This window comes from Actinomadura sp. NPDC049753, assembly GCF_040674655.1.
Classification (GTDB): Bacteria; Actinomycetota; Actinomycetes; order Streptosporangiales; family Streptosporangiaceae; genus Spirillospora; species Spirillospora verrucosospora.
The window spans coordinates 16,485-36,376 of the sequence record NZ_JBFARL010000069.1; the positions used below are offsets into that span (position 1 = coordinate 16,485).

Annotated in this window: 21 protein-coding genes and 1 riboswitch; of the genes, 13 read left to right on the top strand and 8 right to left on the bottom strand. The window is 74.1% G+C overall.

Going from position 1 to position 19,892, the window contains the following annotated elements:
* Positions 1–12: 12 nt before the first annotated feature.
* The 9 genes from AB0K37_RS19305 to AB0K37_RS19345 all read left to right on the top strand — a co-directional run bounded on the left by AB0K37_RS19305 (position 13) and on the right by AB0K37_RS19345 (position 7,242).
* Positions 13–951, top strand: coding sequence for a phosphatase PAP2 family protein (locus AB0K37_RS19305; protein ID WP_363982635.1), 939 nt, complete (start codon positions 13–15; stop codon positions 949–951).
* Positions 952–963: 12 nt separating this feature from the next.
* On the top strand, positions 964–1,641 hold the full coding sequence (gene rpe, locus AB0K37_RS19310) for a ribulose-phosphate 3-epimerase (protein ID WP_363982638.1): 678 nt from the start codon (positions 964–966) through the stop codon (positions 1,639–1,641).
* Between the two features lie 26 nt (positions 1,642–1,667).
* Positions 1,668–2,327, top strand: a complete 660-nt coding sequence (locus AB0K37_RS19315) for an HAD-IA family hydrolase (protein WP_363982641.1) — start codon at positions 1,668–1,670, stop codon at positions 2,325–2,327.
* 285 nt (positions 2,328–2,612) lie between these two features.
* Positions 2,613–2,743, top strand: a riboswitch (FMN riboswitch).
* 72 nt (positions 2,744–2,815) lie between these two features.
* Positions 2,816–3,409: a riboflavin synthase gene (locus AB0K37_RS19320; RefSeq protein ID WP_363982644.1), complete on the top strand. Its 594-nt coding sequence runs from the start codon at positions 2,816–2,818 to the stop codon at positions 3,407–3,409.
* On the top strand, positions 3,406–4,047 hold the full coding sequence (pnuC, locus tag AB0K37_RS19325; protein WP_363982647.1) for a nicotinamide riboside transporter PnuC: 642 nt from the start codon (positions 3,406–3,408) through the stop codon (positions 4,045–4,047). The genes AB0K37_RS19320 and pnuC overlap by 4 nt, the downstream gene beginning before the upstream one ends.
* Positions 4,044–5,336: a bifunctional 3,4-dihydroxy-2-butanone-4-phosphate synthase/GTP cyclohydrolase II gene (locus AB0K37_RS19330; protein ID WP_363982650.1), complete on the top strand. Its 1,293-nt coding sequence runs from the start codon at positions 4,044–4,046 to the stop codon at positions 5,334–5,336. Before pnuC ends, AB0K37_RS19330 begins: the two co-directional genes overlap by 4 nt.
* Complete coding sequence (gene ribH / locus AB0K37_RS19335; protein ID WP_363982653.1) at positions 5,333–5,845, top strand: 6,7-dimethyl-8-ribityllumazine synthase; 513 nt, start codon at positions 5,333–5,335, stop codon at positions 5,843–5,845. The genes AB0K37_RS19330 and ribH overlap by 4 nt, the downstream gene beginning before the upstream one ends.
* 82 nt (positions 5,846–5,927) lie before the next feature.
* Positions 5,928–6,803 carry an ATP phosphoribosyltransferase gene (gene hisG, locus AB0K37_RS19340; RefSeq protein WP_363982656.1) on the top strand — a complete coding sequence of 292 codons (876 nt, stop codon included), beginning with the start codon at positions 5,928–5,930 and terminating at the stop codon, positions 6,801–6,803.
* Positions 6,796–7,242 carry a PH domain-containing protein gene (locus AB0K37_RS19345; RefSeq protein WP_230298484.1) on the top strand — a complete coding sequence of 149 codons (447 nt, stop codon included), beginning with the start codon at positions 6,796–6,798 and terminating at the stop codon, positions 7,240–7,242. Before hisG ends, AB0K37_RS19345 begins: the two co-directional genes overlap by 8 nt.
* 19 nt (positions 7,243–7,261) lie before the next feature.
* Here AB0K37_RS19345 and AB0K37_RS19350 read toward each other — a convergent pair whose 3' ends face one another.
* The 3 genes from AB0K37_RS19350 to AB0K37_RS19360 are packed head-to-tail and all read right to left on the bottom strand — an operon-like array spanning position 7,262 to position 10,570.
* Positions 7,262–7,900, bottom strand: coding sequence for a hypothetical protein (locus AB0K37_RS19350; protein ID WP_363982659.1), 639 nt, complete (start codon positions 7,898–7,900; stop codon positions 7,262–7,264).
* Positions 7,897–9,297 carry a selenium-binding family protein gene (locus tag AB0K37_RS19355; protein WP_363982662.1) on the bottom strand — a complete coding sequence of 467 codons (1,401 nt, stop codon included), beginning with the start codon at positions 9,295–9,297 and terminating at the stop codon, positions 7,897–7,899. Before AB0K37_RS19355 ends, AB0K37_RS19350 begins: the two co-directional genes overlap by 4 nt.
* Positions 9,298–9,307: 10 nt before the next feature.
* The gene (locus AB0K37_RS19360; RefSeq protein ID WP_363982665.1) at positions 9,308–10,570 is read right to left on the bottom strand and encodes a sulfite oxidase; all 1,263 of its coding nucleotides are present in this window, start codon (positions 10,568–10,570) and stop codon (positions 9,308–9,310) included.
* A gap of 191 nt (positions 10,571–10,761) precedes the next feature.
* Between AB0K37_RS19360 and AB0K37_RS19365 the strand changes: the two genes are divergently transcribed.
* From AB0K37_RS19365 to AB0K37_RS19380, 4 genes are read left to right on the top strand one after another with little or no spacing between them, the layout of a single operon-like run.
* Positions 10,762–11,658, top strand: coding sequence for a MoxR family ATPase (locus AB0K37_RS19365; protein ID WP_363982668.1), 897 nt, complete (start codon positions 10,762–10,764; stop codon positions 11,656–11,658).
* A 2-nt stretch (positions 11,659–11,660) separates the two neighbouring features.
* Entirely contained in the window at positions 11,661–12,779 is a 1,119-nt protein-coding gene (locus AB0K37_RS19370; protein WP_363982671.1) for a VWA domain-containing protein, read from the top strand.
* Entirely contained in the window at positions 12,772–13,896 is a 1,125-nt protein-coding gene (locus tag AB0K37_RS19375) for an XdhC family protein (RefSeq protein ID WP_363982674.1), read from the top strand. The genes AB0K37_RS19370 and AB0K37_RS19375 overlap by 8 nt, the downstream gene beginning before the upstream one ends.
* Positions 13,897–13,914: 18 nt before the next feature.
* Entirely contained in the window at positions 13,915–14,556 is a 642-nt protein-coding gene (locus AB0K37_RS19380) for a nucleotidyltransferase family protein (RefSeq protein WP_363982677.1), read from the top strand.
* Here the strand turns inward: AB0K37_RS19380 and AB0K37_RS19385 are convergent.
* From AB0K37_RS19385 to AB0K37_RS19405, 5 genes are all read right to left on the bottom strand, one after another.
* Positions 14,486–15,706: an aldolase gene (locus tag AB0K37_RS19385; RefSeq protein ID WP_363982679.1), complete on the bottom strand. Its 1,221-nt coding sequence runs from the start codon at positions 15,704–15,706 to the stop codon at positions 14,486–14,488. The genes AB0K37_RS19380 and AB0K37_RS19385 overlap by 71 nt on opposite strands.
* Before the next feature lie 50 nt (positions 15,707–15,756).
* Positions 15,757–16,680 (bottom strand): aldose 1-epimerase family protein, encoded by a 924-nt coding sequence (locus AB0K37_RS19390; protein WP_363982682.1) that lies wholly within the window; start codon positions 16,678–16,680, stop codon positions 15,757–15,759.
* Positions 16,681–16,740: 60 nt separating this feature from the next.
* The gene (locus tag AB0K37_RS19395) at positions 16,741–18,204 is read right to left on the bottom strand and encodes a DUF1116 domain-containing protein (protein WP_363982684.1); all 1,464 of its coding nucleotides are present in this window, start codon (positions 18,202–18,204) and stop codon (positions 16,741–16,743) included.
* Positions 18,201–19,670, bottom strand: a complete 1,470-nt coding sequence (locus AB0K37_RS19400) for an FdrA family protein (protein WP_363982687.1) — start codon at positions 19,668–19,670, stop codon at positions 18,201–18,203. Before AB0K37_RS19400 ends, AB0K37_RS19395 begins: the two co-directional genes overlap by 4 nt.
* Positions 19,667–19,892, bottom strand: a 226-nt coding sequence (locus AB0K37_RS19405) for a DUF2877 domain-containing protein (protein WP_363982690.1), incomplete at its 5' end; no start/stop codon positions are given. The genes AB0K37_RS19405 and AB0K37_RS19400, both read right to left, overlap by 4 nt.

The window sequence follows — 19,892 nt, forward strand, 5'->3', positions numbered from 1 at the left end:
GGGGGGAGGCCCGTGCTGACCGGCTTCATGGTGTTCATGTCGTATCTCGGCAGCGCGGCCTTCTACGTCCCGCTGCTCCTGGCGCTGTTCTGGTGCGTGGCGCCGCGTCTGGCAGCGCGGGCCGCCGTCGTGCTGCTGGTCGGCGCGGCCGTCAACGCGCTCCTCAAGCTGGTCTTCCACGCGCCTCGCCCCTACTGGACCGACCCGAACATCCAGGGCAGGCAGTCGCTGTCGTCGTTCGGGATGCCGTCCGGCCACGCCCAGAACAGCGTCGCGGGCTGGGGCTTCTTCGCGGCCCAGACCAGGCGGTGGTACCTCTGGGCGGGCGCCGCCATCGTGATCTTCCTGATCGGAGTGTCCCGCGTCTATCTGGGCGTCCACTCGACAGGGCAGGTGCTGGCGGGCTGGGGCGTCGGCCTGGCCGTCCTGGTCGCCGCCCTCGGGCTGGAGCCCGTCGCCGTCCCGTGGTGGCGGCGGCGGCATCTGGCCGTGCAGCTCGCGCTCTCCCTGGCGGTCTCCCTGCTGATGCTCGCGGCGGCCTGGGGTGCGGCGCGGCCGCTGCGGGACTGGCAGTGGCCTCATGCGTGGGCGGAAGCCGTCAGGGCGGCCGGAGGCGTCGCCGAGCCCGTCACGCTGACCGATTCGGCCCAGGCGTCCGGCGCTCTCTGCGGCCTCCTGATGGGCCTGTCTCTGGTCGCCTGGCGCGGCTGGTTCGATCCGGGCGGCAGGGCCTGGCAGCGCCTGGCGCGGCTCCCGCTGGGCCTCGCGGGGGCGGCGGTCATCGCCTTCTTCGAGGGGGCGAACCTGGTCCAGGCGTTCGTCGTCCAGGCGCTGCTCGTGCTGTGGGTGACGGCGGGCGCGCCGGAGGCCTTCGTCCGCCTGCGCCTGGCGGCCCGTCCCACCCCGGGCCTCCCCCGGGCGGGTGACGATCGGGCGCGGCTGCGCCAATAGACTCGGGGCATCATGGCTCCTCAGATCGCACCCAGCATCCTGTCCGCCGACTTCGCCCGCCTGGCCGAGGACGTCGCGCGCATCGCCGACTCCGCCGACTGGGTCCACGTCGACGTGATGGACAACCACTTCGTCCCGAACCTCACCCTGGGACTGCCCATCGTGCAGGCGCTGCTCAGGGACAGCGCCCTGCCCCTCGACTGCCACCTGATGATCGAGGACCCGGACCGCTGGGCGCCGCAGTACGCCGAGGCCGGAGCCGGGAGCGTCACCATCCACGCCGAGGCGGCGAAGGCGCCCATCCGCACCCTGCGGGCCATCCGCGCCGCGGGCGCCCGCGCGGGGCTGGGCGTCAACCCGGCCACCCCGGTGGACGGCTTCGAGGACCTCCTCGGCGAGATCGACATGCTGCTGCTGATGACCGTGGAGCCCGGCTTCGGCGGCCAGAAGTTCCTGGACGTCGTCCTGCCGAAGGTCCGCCGCGCGCGGGAGCTCATCAAGGGCCGCGACCTCCCGGTCTGGCTCCAGGTGGACGGCGGCGTCAGCGCCGAGACGATCGAGCGGTGCGCGGAGGCGGGCGCCGACGTGTTCGTCGCCGGCAGCGCCGTCTACGGGGCCGACGACCCGGCCGAGGCCGTCCGCAGGCTCCGCGCCCAGGCCGAAGAGGCGACGGCCAAGGCGGACTGGTGAAAGGTCCCGCGGAGCGGGCGGGGGGTGTGGGGGGTCGTCCCCCCACGATCACACTCTCTTGTGCCGCCGTCCTGTTCGACGTGGACGGCACCCTCGTCGACTCGACGCCCCTGGTCGAACGCGCCGGCCGTGAATGGGCCGCGGAGTACGGCATCGACCCGGACGTGTTCATGGCGGGCGCCCACGGCCGCCGCACGAGCGACCGTGTGGCCGAGTTCCTGCCGGCCGAACAGGTCCGCGAGGCCACCGCGCGCCTGGACGCCATGGAGGCGACCAGCACCGACGGCATCGTCGCCCTGCCGGGCGTCCTGGAACTGCTGGCGGACATGGGCGGCCTGCCCCACGCCTTCGTGACGTCCATGGACCGGGCACAGCTCAAGGTGCGCACCGGAGTGGCCGGCGTCCCCTCCCCGCCCGTCGTGGTGACCGCCGAGGACGTTCCGGACGGCAAGCCCGACCCGTCCGGCTACCTGCGGGCGGCCCGCCTCCTGGGCGTGGACCCGTCCGCCTGCGTGGTCGTGGAGGACGCCCCCGCCGGGATCGCCGCGGGCCGCGCGGCGGGGGCCACGGTCGTCGCGCTGGTCACCAGCCACCCGGAGGAGTCCCTGGCCGAGGCCCACCACGTCGTCCGGGACCTGAGCCGCGTGAGGGCCACCCCGACCGGCCTGCGCCTCGACCTCGGCTGAGCGGCCGGGGCTCAGCCGCTGGTGGTAGACGCGCAGCTTCGGGTGGAGCGCGTTGATGGACACGCACGCCTGGAAGAGCCCGGACACGAACGCCTTGGCGTCCTCGGAGGGGTCCCAGCCGCGGTCCAGTTCGTCCACGAGCACCACCACGCGCTGGTTGTCCAGCACCTTGCGCAGCGCCGGCAGTGGAGTGGGCGAACCGGCCCGGGCCCGCGCGGTGGAGTTGTGGCGATGGCCACAGGGGCGGGAATGGGAATGCGTGGCACACTGGTTGGCAAAGCATGAACGCGTGCTCCGGGGTCGGTGAAATTCCGAACCGGCGGTGACAGTCCGCGACCCGGCCGAAGCCATCGGCCGGTTGACCCGGTGGAACTCCGGGACCGACGGTGAAAGTCCGGATGGGAGGCAGCGCGCGGTACACCCCTGGCCAGGGGTGTATTCGGACGCACGTACGTCCCCCGGAGCCACTGATCTAGGAGGCCCGGGAGATGTTCACCGGCATCGTCGAGGAGCTCGGCGAGATCGTGGCGATCGACCCCCAGGGGGACTCGGTCGCGCTCGCGGTCCGCGGGCCGCTGGTCGTCCAGGACGCCGTGCACGGCGCGTCGATCGCCGTCAACGGCGTCTGTCTCACCGTGGTGGACGTCAAAGGCGAGGTCTTCACCGCCGACGTCATCAAGGAGACGCTCGACAAGTCCAGCCTGGGCGCGCTGGAACCGGGCTCCAAGGTCAACCTGGAACGCCCCGTGCGGCTGTCGGACCGGCTCGGCGGCCACCTCGTCCAGGGCCACGTCGACGGCGTCGGCGCGATCATCTCCCGCGAGCCGGGGGAGCGGTGGGACGTGGTGACGGTGTCCCTGCCCGCCGAGCTGAGCCGCTACCTGGTCGACAAGGGCTCGATCACCGTGGACGGGATCAGCCTCACGGTCGTCGAGGCGGGCGCCGACCGGTTCAGCGTGGCGCTCATCCCGACGACGCTCGCGCTGACCACCCTCGGCCACAAGCGGCCCGGTGACCCGGTGAACCTCGAAGTGGACGTCGTCGCCAAGTACGTCGAGCGCATGCTGGGAGACCGGTCATGAGCTGGCTCGGCGCCGGTTTCGAGGTCTTCGGCGAGCACATCCTCTGGACCGACCTCGTCGGCAACGTCCTGTCGCTCGCCGTGGTCTGGCTCGCCATGCGCAAGACCCTCTGGACCTGGCCGGTGCAGCTGGTCGGCGCCCTCCTGCTGCTCGCGGCCTCGCTGCACGCGCACGTCCCGGGCAACGCGCTCAAGCAGATCCTCTTCTGCGGGCTCGCCCTCTACGGGTGGCTCATGTGGACCCGCGGACGGCGCGAGGCCGAGGGACTGGTCGTCCGGCAGGCGACGCTCAGGGAGCGCGCCGTGCTGCTCGGCGCGCTCGTGGTCGGCACGGCCGTGGTCGCCGAGCTGTTCGTGCACCTCGACTGGCTGAAGGTCGCCTGGTCGCCGTGGGCGAACGCCTACATCTTCGTCGGCAGCGCGGTCGCGACGTTCGCGCAGAGCCGCGCGCTCGTCGACTTCTGGATCGTCTGGGTGCTGGTCGACCTGGTCGGGGTGCCGCTGGCGCTCAAGTCCGGGCTGTACGTCTCCGGCGCGGTCTACGGGATCTTCTTCGTGATGGTGATGGTCGGGTTCAGGAACTGGCTCCGGGAGTCCCGGGGCGAGCGCAACTCCACGCAAAAGGCGGTGACCGCATGAGCGGCAACGACACGGCGCTGAACGGCACGGGAACCGGGAGCACGGGGATCTTCGACTCCGTCGAGTCGGCGATCGCCGACATCGCGGCGGGCCTGCCCGTCGTGGTCGTCGACGACGAGGACCGCGAGAACGAGGGCGACATCATCTTCGCGGCGTCGAAGGCGACGCCCGAGCTGCTGACGTTCACGATCCGCTACACCAGCGGCGTCATCTGCGTCCCCATGGAGGGCGCCGACCTCGACCGGCTGCAGATCCCGCTGATGACCGCGCAGAACACCGAGCGCATGCGCACCGCGTACACGGTCAGCGTGGACGCCCGGACCGGCATCTCCACCGGCATCTCCGCCGCCGACCGGGCGCGGACGATCCGCACGCTGTGCGACTCGGCGTCCGAGCCCGGCGACTTCGTCCGCCCCGGACACATCTTCCCGCTGCGCTACCGCGAGGGCGGGGTCCTGCGCCGGCGCGGCCACACCGAGGCCGCCGTCGACCTCGCCCGGCTCGCCGGGCTGCCCCCGGCCGGCGTCCTCGCCGAGGTGGTGAACGAGGACGGCACCATGGCGCGCCTGCCCGAGCTCCAGGTCTTCGCGAAGGAGCACGGCCTCAAGCTCGTCTCCATCGAGCAGCTCGCCGAGTACCGCAGGCGCACCGAGGCGATGGTGACCCGCGTCGTCGAGACCCGGCTGCCGAACAGGTACGGGATGTGGCGCGCGGTCGGGTTCTCCAGCGCCATCGACGGCGGCGAGCACATCGCGCTCGTGCTGGGCGACATCGGCGACGGAGAGGACGTCCTGGTCAGGGTCCACTCCGAGTGCCTCACCGGCGACGTCCTGCACTCCGAGCGCTGCGACTGCGGAACCCAGCTCGACGCCGCCATGGAGCGGATCGCCGGCGAGGGCCGCGGCATCGTGCTCTACCTGCGCGGTCACGAGGGGCGCGGGATCGGCCTGCTCGCCAAGCTCCAGGCGTACGCCCTCCAGGACAACGGCTCCGACACCGTCGACGCCAACCTGGAGCTGGGGCTGCCCGCCGACGCGCGCGAGTACTCCAACGCCGGCCACATGCTGCGCGAGCTGGGCGTACGCTCGGTACGGGTGCTCACGAACAACCCGGACAAGCTCAAGGGACTGGGCGGTTTCGGGGTGGACGTGCTGGGGCGGGAGTCCATGCCCGTCATCGTCACCGAGCACAACCGGCGCTACCTGACGGTCAAGCGCGACCGCCTCGGCCACCAGCTTGAGCTCGGGCACCAGATCGAACCCGGACACCGGAGCGAGGGACTTTCATGAGCGGCGCGGGACGCCCCGAGGACATCACGGTCGACGCGGCCGGGCTCACGCTCGGCATCGTGTGCACCCGCTGGCACGAGCCGGTCACCGACCGGCTGCTGGAGCGGGCGCTCGCCGCGGCGAAGGCGTGCGGCGTGGACGAGCCGGTCGTGGCCCGCGTCGCCGGCGCGCTCGAACTTCCCGTGATCGCCCAGCAGATGGCCCGCGACCTCGATGCTGTCGTCTGCCTCGGCGCGGTCATCCGGGGCGCCACCGCCCATTTCGACTACGTGTGCGAATCGGTGACGGCCGGTGTGACCCGCGTCGCGCTGGACGAGTCGACTCCGGTGGGCAACGGGGTGCTCACCTGTGACACCATTGAGCAGGCACTGGAACGCAGCGGGCTGCCGGGCAGCTCCGAGGACAAGGGATGGGAGGCGACTGTGGCCGCACTCGACACGGCACTGACCCTGCGAGGTCTGCGGCATCACGGTCACGCCGGGCACGGCCTGGAGCATCTGGGCTCCTAGGCAGGGGGCGGCTCCAGCCGCAAGGCCGTCCGCGCTCCCGAAACCCGGTGTCCCGTACCCATCCTCATCGAAAGGCTCATCCGTGCTGTCACTCGTTCTGCCCAAGGGGTCGCTGGAGAAGGCGACCATGCAGCTGTTCGACGCTGCCGACCTCACCGTCCAGCGCGCCTCGGACCGCGACTACCGCGCCTCCATCGACGACCCGCGCATCGACCGCGTCCGGGTCCTGCGTCCGCAGGAGATCCCGACCTACCTCGAACAGGGCCTGTTCGACCTCGGCATCACCGGCCGCGACTGGATCACCGAGACCGACGCCGACGTCGTCAGCCTCGGCGAGCTGAAGTACTCCAAGGCGACCTCCAACCCGGTCCGCGTGATCATGGCGGTGCCGGACGGCGCGCCCTGGCGGACGGTGGCGGACCTGCCGGAGGGCGTGCGGATCTCCACCGAGTTCCCGGCGATGACCAAGCGGTACCTCGACCGGCACGGCGTCAAGGCCACGGTCGTCCCGTCCTACGGCGCGACCGAGGCGAAGGTGCCCGACATCGTCGACGCGATCGTCGACCTCACCGAGACCGGCTCGTCGCTGCGCAAGAACGGCCTGCGCATCCTCGACACGCTCCTGACCAGCTACACCGAGCTGGTCGCGAACCGCGAGGCCTACGAGGACGCCGAGAAGCGCGCCGCGATGGAGGACATCTCCCTCCTGCTGCAGGGCGTGATCCGCGCCCGCGGCAAGGTGCTGCTGAAGCTGAACGTCGCGCACGGCGACCTGCAGAAGGTCCTGGACATCATGCCCGCGATGGCCTCGCCCACGGTCACCTCGCTCGCCGGCGGCGAGTCCAACGCCGTGGAGTCGGTGGTGGCCAAGCGCGGCGTCAACACGCTGATCCCGGCGCTGAAGGCGGCGGGTGCCCACGACATCCTCGAGATCCCCATCGCGAAGATCGTTGACTGACGTCCCGGCCCTGCCGACGGTGTGGCGCCCCCGCACCACCCGGCTCGTCGCCTACACCACGGCGGGGGTGATCGTGCTCGGCATGATCGCGCTCGCCGTGGTGGTGGCGCCGCAGTTCAAGCTGTTCGACCGGGTCCTGATGGTCGCCTTCGGCGCGGTGGTCGCCTGGGTCCTGCACATGCTGGCCCGCTGCCGCGTCGGCGCCGACGAGTCCGGCCTGACGGTCGTCAACGCCTTCCGCACCCGCCGCCTCGAATGGCCCGAGGTCGTCGGCGTCTCCATGACCACCGGCGACCCCTGGCCCACGCTCGACCTCGCCGACGGCACCTCCCTCCCCGCCATGGGCATCAACGGAGCCGAGAAGGCCCGCGCCGCCCACCAGCTCGCCGAGCTCCGAGCCCTCCTCCACGCCCGGGGCGAAGCCCCCGACCCCACCTGACCCGCATCGCCGGGCGGGGTCACCAGGCGGTGAAGGCGGTGATGGTGCCGGCGCCTATGAGGGCCACGGCCCAGAGGCGGTCGAGGTCGAACCAGGCGCGGCGCAGGACGGCCAGGCCGACGACCTCGTAGACGAGGACGGCGATCACGCCGGCGACGGTGAACATCGACAGGGTGTGCACGGCGGTGACGAAGATCCCGGTCGACAGGGCGCTGCCGGAGGACGACGCCAGTCCGTGGTCGTGGCCCGCCGGGGCCGTCCCGGACGAGGTGAGCACGGGCAGCAGCATCAGGCCCGCGCCGTGCACCGACGACATCAGGAACGACCAGCCGGCGAGCTGCCACAGCGAGATCCGCATCCCGACCCATCGGAAGTGCCGCCGCGACAGCAGCCGCCACAGGCCGAACCCGACGAGCACGGCCCCGCCGCCGATCGCGACCGCGCGGGTCGCGACGACGGAGCGGGTGAGGGCGACCAGGACGGCGACGGCGCCGACGGAGGCGGCGTGGCCCGCGGCGATGGCCGGGAGCGACTGCAGCACGAGGGACCGGCTGCGCTCCTGGAGCCCGCGGGCCACGGCGAACAGCCATCCCATGGCCGGGTTGAGGCCGTGGAACGCGCCGAGCGCGACGAGTGCGGCGAGCGACCCGTCGTTCACGGGTAGCAGTAGGAGTCCGAGGAGGCGTCGCCGCCCTGGAGACGCGTCTGGTGCGGGCGGCGGCCGCGGAAGTCGTCGCCGCTGGGGAAGAACCGCTCGTCGAACGAGAAGCCGTCCGGGGTGGAGTCCAGCTTGGCCATCCAGGCGCCGACGCCGTCGGGATAGAACTGGTCGTCCCACGAGCCGTACAGCGAGTTGGTGACGTAGACGCGCTTTCCGTCGCGGCTGACCTCCACCATCTGCGGCCCGCCCGCCAGGGGGCGCCCGGGGTCGGCGGGATGCGGGGTCCGGCCGACGATGCCGCCGATGCGCACCGAGCCCGCCTCGACCGGGTGGAACGGGTCGCTGACGTCGTAGCGCTTCAGCTCGCCGGTGCCCCAGCAGGAGACGTACAGCCACTGGTCGTCCACCGACAGGTCGATGTCCGTCACGAGCGGGGGCACGGCCCCGAACGGCCGGATGACGGGCGGAAGGGCGTCCGGGTCGGCCGGCTCGGCCGGGATCGTGATCACCTTGGTCGCGGCCCACCGGTCGCCGTCGCGGTGCCAGACCCACACCGACGCCGACAGGTCCTCGACGCTGACGACCACGCCCGCGAACCCGTACAGCTTCGTCGGGTCGTGCGCCGGGCGCAGCTCCAGGACCATCTGGTGCTCGTCCCCGAGGTCGACGGTCTGGACGTGCTTGCGCTTGCGCAGGTCGAAGAAGTTCAGCGAGTGCCCGTACTTGCGGCCGAGCAGCAGTTCCCCGACGACACCGTCCTCGATCATGGACGGCGTGCCCCACTCGGACGCGACGAGCACGTCGTGCGCGATGTGCCACCAGGCGTCGTAGGCGAAGTGCTGCGGACCCCGGTCGACCTCCCAGCGTCCGAGGATCTCGAACGAGGTGTGGTCGAGCAGAGCGATGCCGCCGGGGCCGTCCTCGCCGTTCGCCCCGCCGAGGGCGGTCAGGTAGAGGCCCTCCGGCCCGCAGTGGACGGTGTGCGGGCGCGAGTACCCGGCGCGCTTGGCCAGCTCGTCCGGCTCCAGCGTCTTGACGATCTTCGGGGTGGTCGGGTCGTCCTTGGTGTCGATGACGTACACCCGCGACGACCGCAGCCCCGGGACGATCAGGTACCGGCGCTCGACGTGCGGGTGCGGGGAGCCGGGGCACAGGGCGCTGCTGCACGCGTTCCACCCGAAGTGGTGCAGCTCGTCGCCGAGATAGGGCAGCTCGGTCCACCCCACCACGGAGCCGTAGGAGGCGGAGCCGGGGTCCACGTCGAGCACCGCGATCGCGTCCGGCTTCTCTGCGGCCCGGTCGAACGCCGCGACGTAGGCGAGCTTCTCCGGCGGCGCCGAGGCGGCGTCGCGCGGGGAGGCGTAGAACGTCGGGTCTGGCTTCCACAGTGGCATGGGTGCCCTTTCAGGTGATGGTGACCGGGTGCCGTACGACGGCGCCGAAGAGATAGCCGAGCGTGTTGTAGGGGGCGGTCGCGGGCTGGGCCGTGCCGGTCTCGTCGGTCGCGCGCGCCAGGAGCTCGTGGCGGCCCGGCCGTTCGGGGCGCCACGGCAGCTCCCAGCGGACCCATCCGCGGGGGCTCGGGTGGCGGTCCCGCAGGCGGGCGCGGCGCCACGTCCTGCCGCCGTCCACGCTGACCTCGGCGTGCCGGATCCGGCCGTTGCCCGACCAGGACCGGCCGTGCAGGACGTGCGGGCGCGCCGGCAGGGACGCCTCCCAGGGCAGCTCGAACGCGGACTTGACGTTCATGCGGGTCAGGGGCGGCGATCCCTCCTCGGGGTAGCCGGGGCCGAAGAGCCGGTAGTAGCGGGTGTTCCACGGTGAGAACAGCGGCTCGTCGGCGACCTGGATGTCTCCCAGCCATTTGATGGACGCGATGCCCGCCCACGAGGGCACGACCAGGCGCACCGGGTGGCCGTGGTCGGGCGGCAGGGGAGCGCCGTTCATCTCGTAGGCGAGGAGCGCGTCCTTCATGGCCTTCGCGATCGGCAGGGGACGCCGCACGCGGCCGAGGTTCTCGCCCTTGTCCACGAACTCAGCGTCCAGCCCGCGCGGCATGATGTCCACGGCCTCAGGGGTGACACCTGCGCGACGCAGGACGGTCGCCAGGCGGACGCCGCGCCAGCGGGCCACGCCGACCGCGCCCAGCCGCCAGGGCGTCCCCGACACCTCCTGGCCCTGCTGGGAGGTGTAGAACCCGCGGGCGTTGCCCGTGCACTCGATGAACGCGGTGACCTCCTCGGCGGGGAGCCGGAGGAGGTCCTCGTAGGTGAACTCGACGGGGCGGTCCTCGGTGGGGGCGCCGCGCAGGCCGGTTCCCCAGAGCCTCAGCCGCCAGGTGCGCGCGTCGATGAGCGGTGTGGCGACATGGTTGCGGACGAAGAACCGGTCGGCGGGGGTGAGGTACCCCTGCCCGCGCATGGCCTCCCACCGCATCTCGGCGTTCGTGCCCTGCGGGACGAACAGCTCCGGGGGCAGCGGCTTAACGATCCCGGTCGCGGCGTCCGCGGGCCGCGGGCCGAGGGCCGCGGAGAGGCCGGCGGTCAGGCCGGCTCCCGCCGACAGCCGCAGCAGTCCCCTCCGGGAGGGGGATCGGACGCGCTCGTAGGTCGCCTCGTCGGTCAGGTCGTCCCCATGGGGCAGGTCACCGGGATCACCGCTTCGCATGGCTCCGATGCTGCTCAGCCCGCGTCCAAAAGTCAACTTTCCCTACTGCTTTGACAGGCTTTTATCGGAGGGGGAGGTTCGCGTAACGCGGCGAACCGGGGCGGACGGGGCGAGCCGGATCCGTGCGGAACCAGATGTGTGACTTGGGTCTCGGGCTGAGTAGCCTGTGATCCGTGGGGGAGGCGGCGCCGATGACCGTGGACCAGGTCGGATCGCCCGCGGAGCTCGCGGGCCTGCTCGACAGGAACGGCTACCTGTGCGACGAGGGGCTCGCCACGGCCTGCTTCCTCGCCCTGCGGATGGGACGGCCCCTGTTCCTGGAGGGCGAGGCCGGCGTCGGCAAGACCGAGCTGGCCAAGACGCTCGCGCGGGGGCTCGGCGCGCCGCTGATCCGGTTGCAGTGCTACGAGGGCCTCGACGCGTCGCAGGCGCTGTACGACTGGGACTTCCCCCGCCAGCTCCTGCACCTGCGCGCGGCGGAGGCCGCGGGCGTCAGCGACGTGTCGCGGCTGGAGGGCGAGCTCTACGACCGGCGGTTCCTGCTGGCACGGCCCCTGCTCCAGGCGCTGGAGACGTCCCCCAGCGTGCTGCTCGTCGACGAGCTGGACCGCGCCGACGACGAGTTCGAGGCGTTCCTGCTCGAAGTCCTCAGCGACTTCACGATCACCGTTCCCGAGCTCGGCACGATCCGGGCGGAGCGGCCGCCGGTGGTCGTGGTGACGTCCAACCGCACCCGCGAGGTCCACGACGCGCTGAAGCGCCGCTGCCTGTACCACTGGCTGGAGCACCCGTCGTTCGAGCGCGAGGTCGCGATCATCAGGCTGCGGCTGCCGGACGCGGCGGAGCGGCTGGCCGGGCAGGTGGCGCGGGCCGCGCAGCGGATGCGCGAGGCCGACCTGCTGAAGCCGCCGGGCGTCGCCGAGACCCTGGACTGGACGGAGGCGCTCGTGGCCCTCGGCGTCCGCGACCTCGACCCGGGTACGGCGGCGGTGACGCTCGGCGCCGTCCTGAAGTACCGCGAGGACCAGCAGCGCGTGCTCGGCGGCGATGGCGCAGCCGGGCTAGAGGCCCTGCTCAACGGGGGTTAGACGTGGACCGGGACGTCACCGAGACGATGGTCGGCTTCGCCAGGACGGTGCGCGCGGCGGGCGGGGCCGCCGATCCCGAGCGGGTCCAGGCGATGCTCGCCGCGCTCGACCATCTCGACGTGCTCGACCCGCACGACGTGTACTGGGCGGGACGGCTCACCCTGTGCGCCGACCCCGACGACCTCGCCCGCTACGACCGCTGCTTCGCCGCGTACTTCTCGGGCGCGACGGCCCGCCCGGGACGCGGGAGGCCGCCGGTCGTGGTGCGCCGGGTGCCGATGGCGGAGCCGGGCGGCCGCGGCGGCGGGCAGGGGCCGCAGGAGCTGGAGGCGGCCACGGCCAGCGACGTCGAGGTGCTCCGCGACCGCGACGTCGCGCGGCTCGGCGCCGCCGAGCGCGCCGAGGTCGCGCGGCTCATCGCCCTGCTGGACGCGGGCGCCGAGCGGCGCAGGTCGCGGCGGTTCGCGCCGGCGCCGACCGGGCGGCTCGACCCGGCCCGCACCGTCCGGGAGACGCTGCGGCGCGGCGGCGAGACCTCCCTGCTCCGGCACCGGAGCCACCGCACCCGGCCGCGCCGGGTCGTGCTGATCGTGGACGTCAGCGGGTCGATGAGCCCGTACGCCGACGCGCTGCTGCGGTTCGCGCACGCCGCCGCGCGCTCGGGCGGCCGGGACGTCGAGGTGTTCAGCGCGGGAACGCGCCTCACCCGCCTCACCCGGGAGCTGCGGCACCGCGACCCGGACGCGGCGATGGCGGCGGCGTCCGCGGCCATCCCGGACTGGAGCGGCGGCACGCGTCTCGGCGAGGAGCTGAAGGAGTTCCTCGACCGGTTCGGGCAGCGGGGGCTGGCGCGCGGCGCGGTCGTGGTGATCGCCTCGGACGGGTGGGAGCGCGGCGACGCCGGCCTGCTCGGCGCGCAGATGGCGCGGCTGCACCGGCTCGCGCACCGGGTGGTGTGGGCGAACCCGCACAAGGCGCGGCCCGGGTACGAGCCGCTGACCGCGGGAATGGCCGCGGCGCTCCCGCACGTCGACGACTTCACCTCCGGGCACAGCCTCGCGGCACTGGAGGAACTGGCCCGCCTCGTCGCGGGCGCCGGAAAGGGGAGGGCTCATGCGTGACGTGCTCGGCGACATCGCCGGCTGGTACGGGTCCGGGCGGACGTTCGCGCTCGCGACCGTCGTGAACACCTTCCGCAGCGCGCCGCGCCCTCCGGGGGCGGCGATGGCGGTCTCGCCCGACGGGGAGGTCGCGGGCAGCGTGTCCGGCGGCTGCGTCGAGGGCGCGGTGTACGAGCTGGGGCGGACGGTGCTGGAGACCGGCGAACCCGTCGTCCAGCGGTACGGGGTGAGCGACGACGACGCGTTCGCCGTCGGGCTGACCTGCGGCGGGATCCTGGACGTGCTGGTGGAGCCCGTCGGCCCGGACACCTTCCCCGAGTTCGCCGACGTCGCCGCCGCCATCGAGGCGCGCGAGCCGGTCGCGGTCGCCACCGTCGTGGCCGGGCCCGGGCGGATCGGCGCCCGCCGCGTGGTCTGGACCGACCGCGCGTCCGGGTCCCTCGCGCCCGGCGCCCCGCACGCGGCCCGCCTCGACGCGGCGGTGGACGACGACGCGCGCGGCATGCTCGCCCAGGGCCTCACCGGCCAGCGGCACTACGGGCCGGAGGGGGAGCGGCGCCTGGACGACCTCACCGTCTTCGTGCACTCCTTCGCGCCGCCGCCGCGGCTGCTGGTGTTCGGCGCGATCGACTTCGCGGCGGCCGTCGCCCGGATCGGCAAGTTCCTCGGCTACCACGTGACGGTGTGCGACGCGCGGCCGGTGTTCGCGACGCCCAAGCGGTTCCCCGAGGCCGACGAGGTCGTGGTGAAGTGGCCGCACAAGTTCCTGGAGGAGACGCGCGACGCCATCGACGGGCGGACGGCGATCTGCGTCCTCACCCACGACCCCAAGTTCGACGTGCCGCTGCTGGAGGTGGCGCTGCGCACCGAGGCCGGCTACGTCGGCGCGATGGGCTCGCGCCGCACCCACGACGACCGGACGGCGCGGCTCCGCGAGGCGGGCCTGACCGGCGCCGAGCTGTCCCGGCTGCGCTCGCCGATCGGCCTGGACCTCGGGGCCCGCACGCCGGAGGAGACGGCCGTGTCGATCGCGGCGGAGCTGGTGCAGCTGCGCTGGGGCGGGTCCGGCCGCCCGCTCACCGACACCAGCGGCCGCATCCACGCCGAGTCGGGCTGACGGCACTACCCTCACGGGATGACGTTGCGCAGTGAGGAAGCACCGGCCGGCCTGCTGCTCGCGGCGGGGGAGGGCCGCCGCCTCGGCCGCCCCAAGGCGACGCTGGAGCTGGACGGCGAGCGGCTCGTCGACCGGGGCGTCCGCACGCTGCGGGACGGAGGCTGCTCCCCGGTCCTCGTGGTGGCGGGCGCCGCGCAGATCGAGGTCATCGGCGCCGTCGTCGTGCCCAACCACGACTGGCGCGACGGCATGGGCTCGTCCCTGCGCGCCGGGCTCGCCGCGCTGCCGCCCGGCTGCCCCGCCGTGGTCGTCGCGCTGGTCGACCAGCCCCTGGTGACGCCCGCCGCCGTGCGACGGCTGATCGCGGCGTTCGAGGAGGGCGCGGGCATCGCGGTCGCCACCTACGGGGGAGCGCCGCGCAACCCCGTCCTGCTGGGCGCGGAGCATCTCGCCGGCGTCGCCGAGGCGGCGGTCGGCGACCAGGGGGCGCGCGGCTACCTGCGCGCCCACCCGGAGCTGGTGACGCGCGTCCCGTGCGACGACGTCGCCGCGCCCGACGACATCGACACCCCGGAAGACCTGTCCGCGCTCAGCCGCCCGCGGGAAGGACGCTCTCGTCCAGCGCCCCGCAGTCGACCGCACGGCGCAGCCGGGCGGTGAGCGCCCTGACGGTGGCGGGCTCGTCCAGGACGCCGCTCGCGTTCCCCGCCTGCTCGTGCCAGGCGCGGACCCGTCCGATCACGTCGTCGGCGCCGTTCAGGTGGAAGGCGTACACCGCCGCGTACCGGCTCGGCAGGTGCGCGGGATGCAGGTCCCAGCCCTGGTAGAAGCCGTGCGCCAGCGAGTGCCGGACGTGCGCGGCGTGCGCGGCCCACGCGGCGTTGACCTCGTCGGGCCCGTCGTTGCGGGGGATGATGTTGGTGGAGCCGTCCGACAGCCGCACCCCGGTGCCCGCCAGCGACACCTGCATGATGTGCCGGGCGAAGTCGCAGGCGGGGTGGTCGAGCCGCTGCTCGTGCGGCGGGAGCCCGAGCGCGGCGGTGTAGTCGAACACGCCGAAATGGGCGGCGGTGATGCGGCCCTGCGCCTCGGTGACGAAGGGCTGGAGCCCGATCCGGTTCTCCTCGTCGTCCATCAGCGCCTGCGGCATCTCGATCTGGATCTCGAACCGCAGGATGCCCTGCGGCAGCCCGAGGGAGGTCTCCAGCCGGTCCAGGAACTCCACGAACAGCTTGACGTGATCGATGGAGGTCACCTTGGGGAAGGTGATGGTGAACCCGCCGGGCAGCCGGCCGAGCCGGTCGCGCAGCGCGGTCAGGAACCCGTCCAGCGTCCGCATCGCGCGCTCGTGGCCGCCGTCGGCGAACGACTTGACCCGCAGCCCCCAGTAGTGCGGCAGGCCCTTCACCTGGTACGCGGCGCCGACCGCCTCGACGACCTGCTCGACGTGGGCGTCCTCCTCCTTGTCGTCGCGCACGCCGTAGCCGTCCTCGAAGTCGATCCGGACGTCCTCCACCGGCTCGGTGGCCAGCTTCGCCGCGACGCGCTCGCGCACCGGCCCGGCGAGCTCCGGATCGAGGCCGAACGCCGCGCCGAACGACCCGGCGCCGGGCGTGTGGGTGTTCAGCAGCCGCAGCGCCTCGGCGCCGAAGTCGGCGGGCGTGGACCGGGAGAACCGGTCCGCCGGGACGTACACCGTGTGGACCGGCTGGCGGCCTTCCGCGCCGCCGGGGAAGCGCTCGCCGTGGGCGTCGCGGACGGCGGCGATGCGCGCGGACAGATCGTCGTACGAGGAGACGCTGAGGTTCACCCTGCAATGATCCCCCAACCGCCGCCGGGGAGGGAACCGATCCGGCGTGATCAGGACGCCCGGATCCCCCAGGTTCCGCTGAACTCGGCGCCCGGTTCGAGGTCCACGACGCCCTCCCCGGACACGAACGCGTCGGGCGGGCAGGTCATGGGCTCGACGCCCAGCCCCATCCGCGGGCGCGGGGCGTGGTCGGCGGTGTAGACCTCCAACCACGGGTGCGCCTCGTCGGCCCAGAGCGCGACCGTGCGGTCGCCCCCGGACAGGGTCGCCCAGGCGCGGCCGTGGCCGTCGCGGTTGAGCCCGGTGAACGCGTTGTCGATCCGCCGGTCGCCGAACACGGGCCCGGTGCGCAGGTCGTACGGGGTGCCGGTGACGTCCCGGGACGGCCCGGACGGGATCATCCGGTCGTCCACCGGGACGTACCGGTCGGCGCCCAGCGTGACCGTGCAGCCGTCGACGGGCTCGCCGACCGTCAGGTAGGGGTGCGCGCCGTGGCCGTAGGGGGCGGTCCGGGTCCCGGTGTTGCGCGCGGTCATCCGCACGCGCAGGCCCTCGGCGGCGTCGAGGACGTACTCGGCCTCCAGGTCGAGGCGGAACGGGTACCCGGCCGCGCCGAGCAGCCGGTGCGTGAGCCGCACCCGGTCGGGCTCGTGCTCGGCGGCCGTCCACGCCGCCCAGCGGACCAGGCCGTGGATGGCGCAGTCCCGGTCGGGCTCGGACAGGTCGAGCCGGTGCGTCTCGCCGCCGTACTCGTAGCGGCCGCGGTCGATGCGGTTCGGCCACGGGACCAGCAGGTGCCCGGACGCGGCGGGGGCCGGCTCGTCGGCGCCGTGCGTCAGCACCAGCGGGCGCCCGCGGTGGGTCAGCTCCCGCAGACTCGCTCCCGACTCGGTGACGACGGCCTGGTAGTGCCCCGCGCTGAGGGCGTACTGCTCGCCCGTCAGGGCGCGCCCCCCGGTGATCGACTCGCTCATGCGGGCGACGTTACCCCCGCCGCCGCCCCCGCTGCGGGAGCCGGCGCCCCGCCGCGCCCGCTACGCCGTCTCCGCGAGGGCGTGCAGGGCGTCGGCGAACACGTTCGCGGGCGGCTCGACCAGACCCGCGCCGACCTGGCCCGTGCCGGCCTCCCGCCCGGCGATGCCGGTGTCGATGACGGGCAGGATCCCGGTGCGGACGACGCGGGCGACGTCCACGCCCACCGGGGTGCCGCGGAACGACAGCAGCGGGATCTGCAGCACCGGGTGCTCGGCCAGGGTGATCTCGTACATCCGCTGGGTGGCGGCGACCGCGTCGGGGACCTCGCCGCCCACGAACCGCACGATCGCGGGCGCGGCGGCGAGCGCGAACCCGCCCATCCCGGCCGTCTCGGTGATCGCCGAGTCGCCGATGTCGGGGTTGGCGTCGTCCGGGCCGTAGCCGCCGAGGTAGAGGCCGTCCGGGACGCCGGCGGGGCCGGTGAACCAGCGGTCGCCCGTCCCCGACACCTGGATGCCGAAGTCGGTGCCGTTGCGGGCCATCGCCACGACGAGGCTGGAACCGGGCACGCCGCGGGCCGCGTCCGCGCACGCCTTCGCCGCCGCCATCCCGGCGTTCAGGAAGAAGTGGTCGTTGCCCGCCGCGAACGCCAGCGCCTCGGCGGCCTTCGCCCGGGGCACCTCCTCGGCCGCCGCGAGCGCGGGCGCCAGCTCGCGCAGCAGCAGCGACGTCGCCGCCCGGTTGCGGTTGTGCAGCTCGTCGCCCATCTGCAGGGCCTGCGCGATGAGCGACATCAGGTCGAGCGGCCCGTGCCGCCGCACGGCCTCCCGCAGCGCCGGGCCGAGCACCTCGCCCATCCACGCCAGCCGTTCGATCACGTCCGGCCCGTACGCCCCGTACCGCAGCACCTTCCCGAGGCCCTCGTTGAGCGAGCAGTAGGAGGTCCCGCCGTGCTCGGCGTCCTCGACCACGAGCATCCACATGGACGGGCTGACGACGCCCGCCATCGGGCCGACCGCGGCGTGGTGGTGGCACGGCTCGAACACCGCCGCGCCGCGCTCCAGCCGGCGCTCGGCGCCGCGCGGCGTCTCGGCGAGCCCTTCGAGGAGCATCGCCCCGACGAGGGCGCCGCGCATCGGGCCGGACGCGCGGTCCCACTCCAGCGGCGGGCCGGCGTGCAGGAACGTTCCCGGCTCCAGGCCGAGCACCTCGCGCGCGGGGCGCACGTCCACCAGGTGCGGGCGCGCCGTCACCATCCGCCGGACGGCGCGCGCGTTGGCCTCGGCGTGGCCGGGGGCGCCGAGGACCGCCTCCAGCGCGGCCTCCGTCCCGGCGGGCGGCGGCCGCCAGTCGACGGCCTCCACCGGGACGGCCTGGTCGGCGAGCGCGCTCGCGAGGACCTCCACGCCGGTCGCGACGACGCTCGGCTCGCGCGAGAGCAGCCCGCCCAGCCGGTGGGCGCGGTGCGCGTCGCGGTGCGCATCGCGGTGCGTGTCGCGCCGCATGTCCCGGTCGTCGCTCATCGGGGCGTCCCTTCGACGATCGGCCCGTCCACCAGCGTGAGGGCGTGCCGGGTCGCCTGCGCGTTGGAGGCGAACACGTCGGCGCCCGCCTCGCACAGCGCGACGGCCTGCCGGTCGCGGTCCTGCGGGTCGGCGGGCGTCCCGCACAGCGACACCACGACGGCGAGATCCGGGCGGTCCCGCAGCGCCGCGGCGACGGCCGGGGCGAGGGCGGCGGCCGGATCGGGCTCGGCGCCGTAGCCGAGCACCACGTCCAGGAGCAGGACGCCGCAGCCGTCGTCGGCGGCCTCGGCGCGCAGGGCCTCCAGCCGCAGCGTCGGGTCGATCATCGGGTGCGGGCGGCCCCGCGTGTAGGCGTCGTCGCCGAAGTCGGTGAACCGGTGGCCGCGCGCCTCCAGCTCCCGGCCGAGCGCGTCCCGCGCGATCATCTCGGCCTCGTCGCGCAGCGTCCCGCCCGCGAACAGGCCGCGCAGCGCCCGCCCGGACGCGGGCGCGGCGCCGCGCGGGGAGGTCCAGCGGGGCCACGCCGGGACGGGCCGGCCGAGCGCCCTCAGCGCCTTCTCCGCGGCCCGCGTCAGGTCGTCCTCGCCGGGCAGCGGAAGCGCGAACACCACCGGGGTGTCCAGGCGCCGCGCCGCCTCCCGGATCAGGTCCAGCACCTGCGGCGCGGGCGGCTTGGACACCAGCACGATCAGTTCGGTGGCCGGGTCGGCGTCCAGCGCGGCCAGCGCCGCCAGCGCCGACCGTCCGCTCACCTCGGGCGACAGGTCCCGCCCGCCGACGCCGAGCACGTGGCTGACGCCGGCGCCCGCGGCGTCCAGCAGGCACATGAGCTGCTGCGCGCCCGTCCCGGACGCCGCGACGACGCCCACCGGGCCGGGCCGCACCGCGTTGGCGAACCCCAGGCCCGCACCGCCGACCACGGCGGTCCCGCAGTCCGGGCCCATCACGATCAGCCCGCGCCGCGCCGCCGCCTCCTTCAGCGCGATCTCCTGCGCGACCGGCACGTTGTCGCTGAAGATCATCACGTTGAGGCCGGCGTCCAGGGCGTCCATCGCCTCGGGGAAGACGTGCGGCCCCGGCACCGACAGCAGGGCCACGGTCGCCTCGCCGCGGGCCGCCGCGGACCCGGTCGTCCTGGCCGGCGCCGGCGCCCCCAGAAGCCCCGCCCGCGCGGGCGGCCGGGACGCTTCCCGCAGGAGCCCCTCCAGCGCCTCCCTGGCCTCGTCCAGTCCGGTTCCGCCCGGTCCTTCGTCCTCGACCCGGATCGCCACGACCAGGTCGTCGGGCCCGGCCTCGTCCGGCACGGCGAAGCCCATGCGGCCGAACATCTCGCGGTTCAGCCCGGTGCCCATCGCGACCATGGCCCCGGCGACGCCCGGCCGCTCCGACAGCCGCCGGCTCACCCGCATCAGCGTGACCGAATCGTGGTAGCCCCCGCGCCGCACCTCGACCCAGTCCCTCATGCGCGCCCTCCGAGGGCGGCGCGGCAGCCGGCGAGGACTCCGTGCGCCAGGTCCGTGCCCGACGTGTGGCCGAGCGCCAGCAGGCGGCGGACGGCGGCCTGCGGCGGCTCGTGGCCGGCGACGCCGCGAAGGACGGCGGCCACCTCGGCGCCCGCGTGGCCCGCCGCCGCGCAGTGCAGCAGCGTCGCGGCCAGCGCGGTCGTGCGGGTGCCGGCGTCGGCG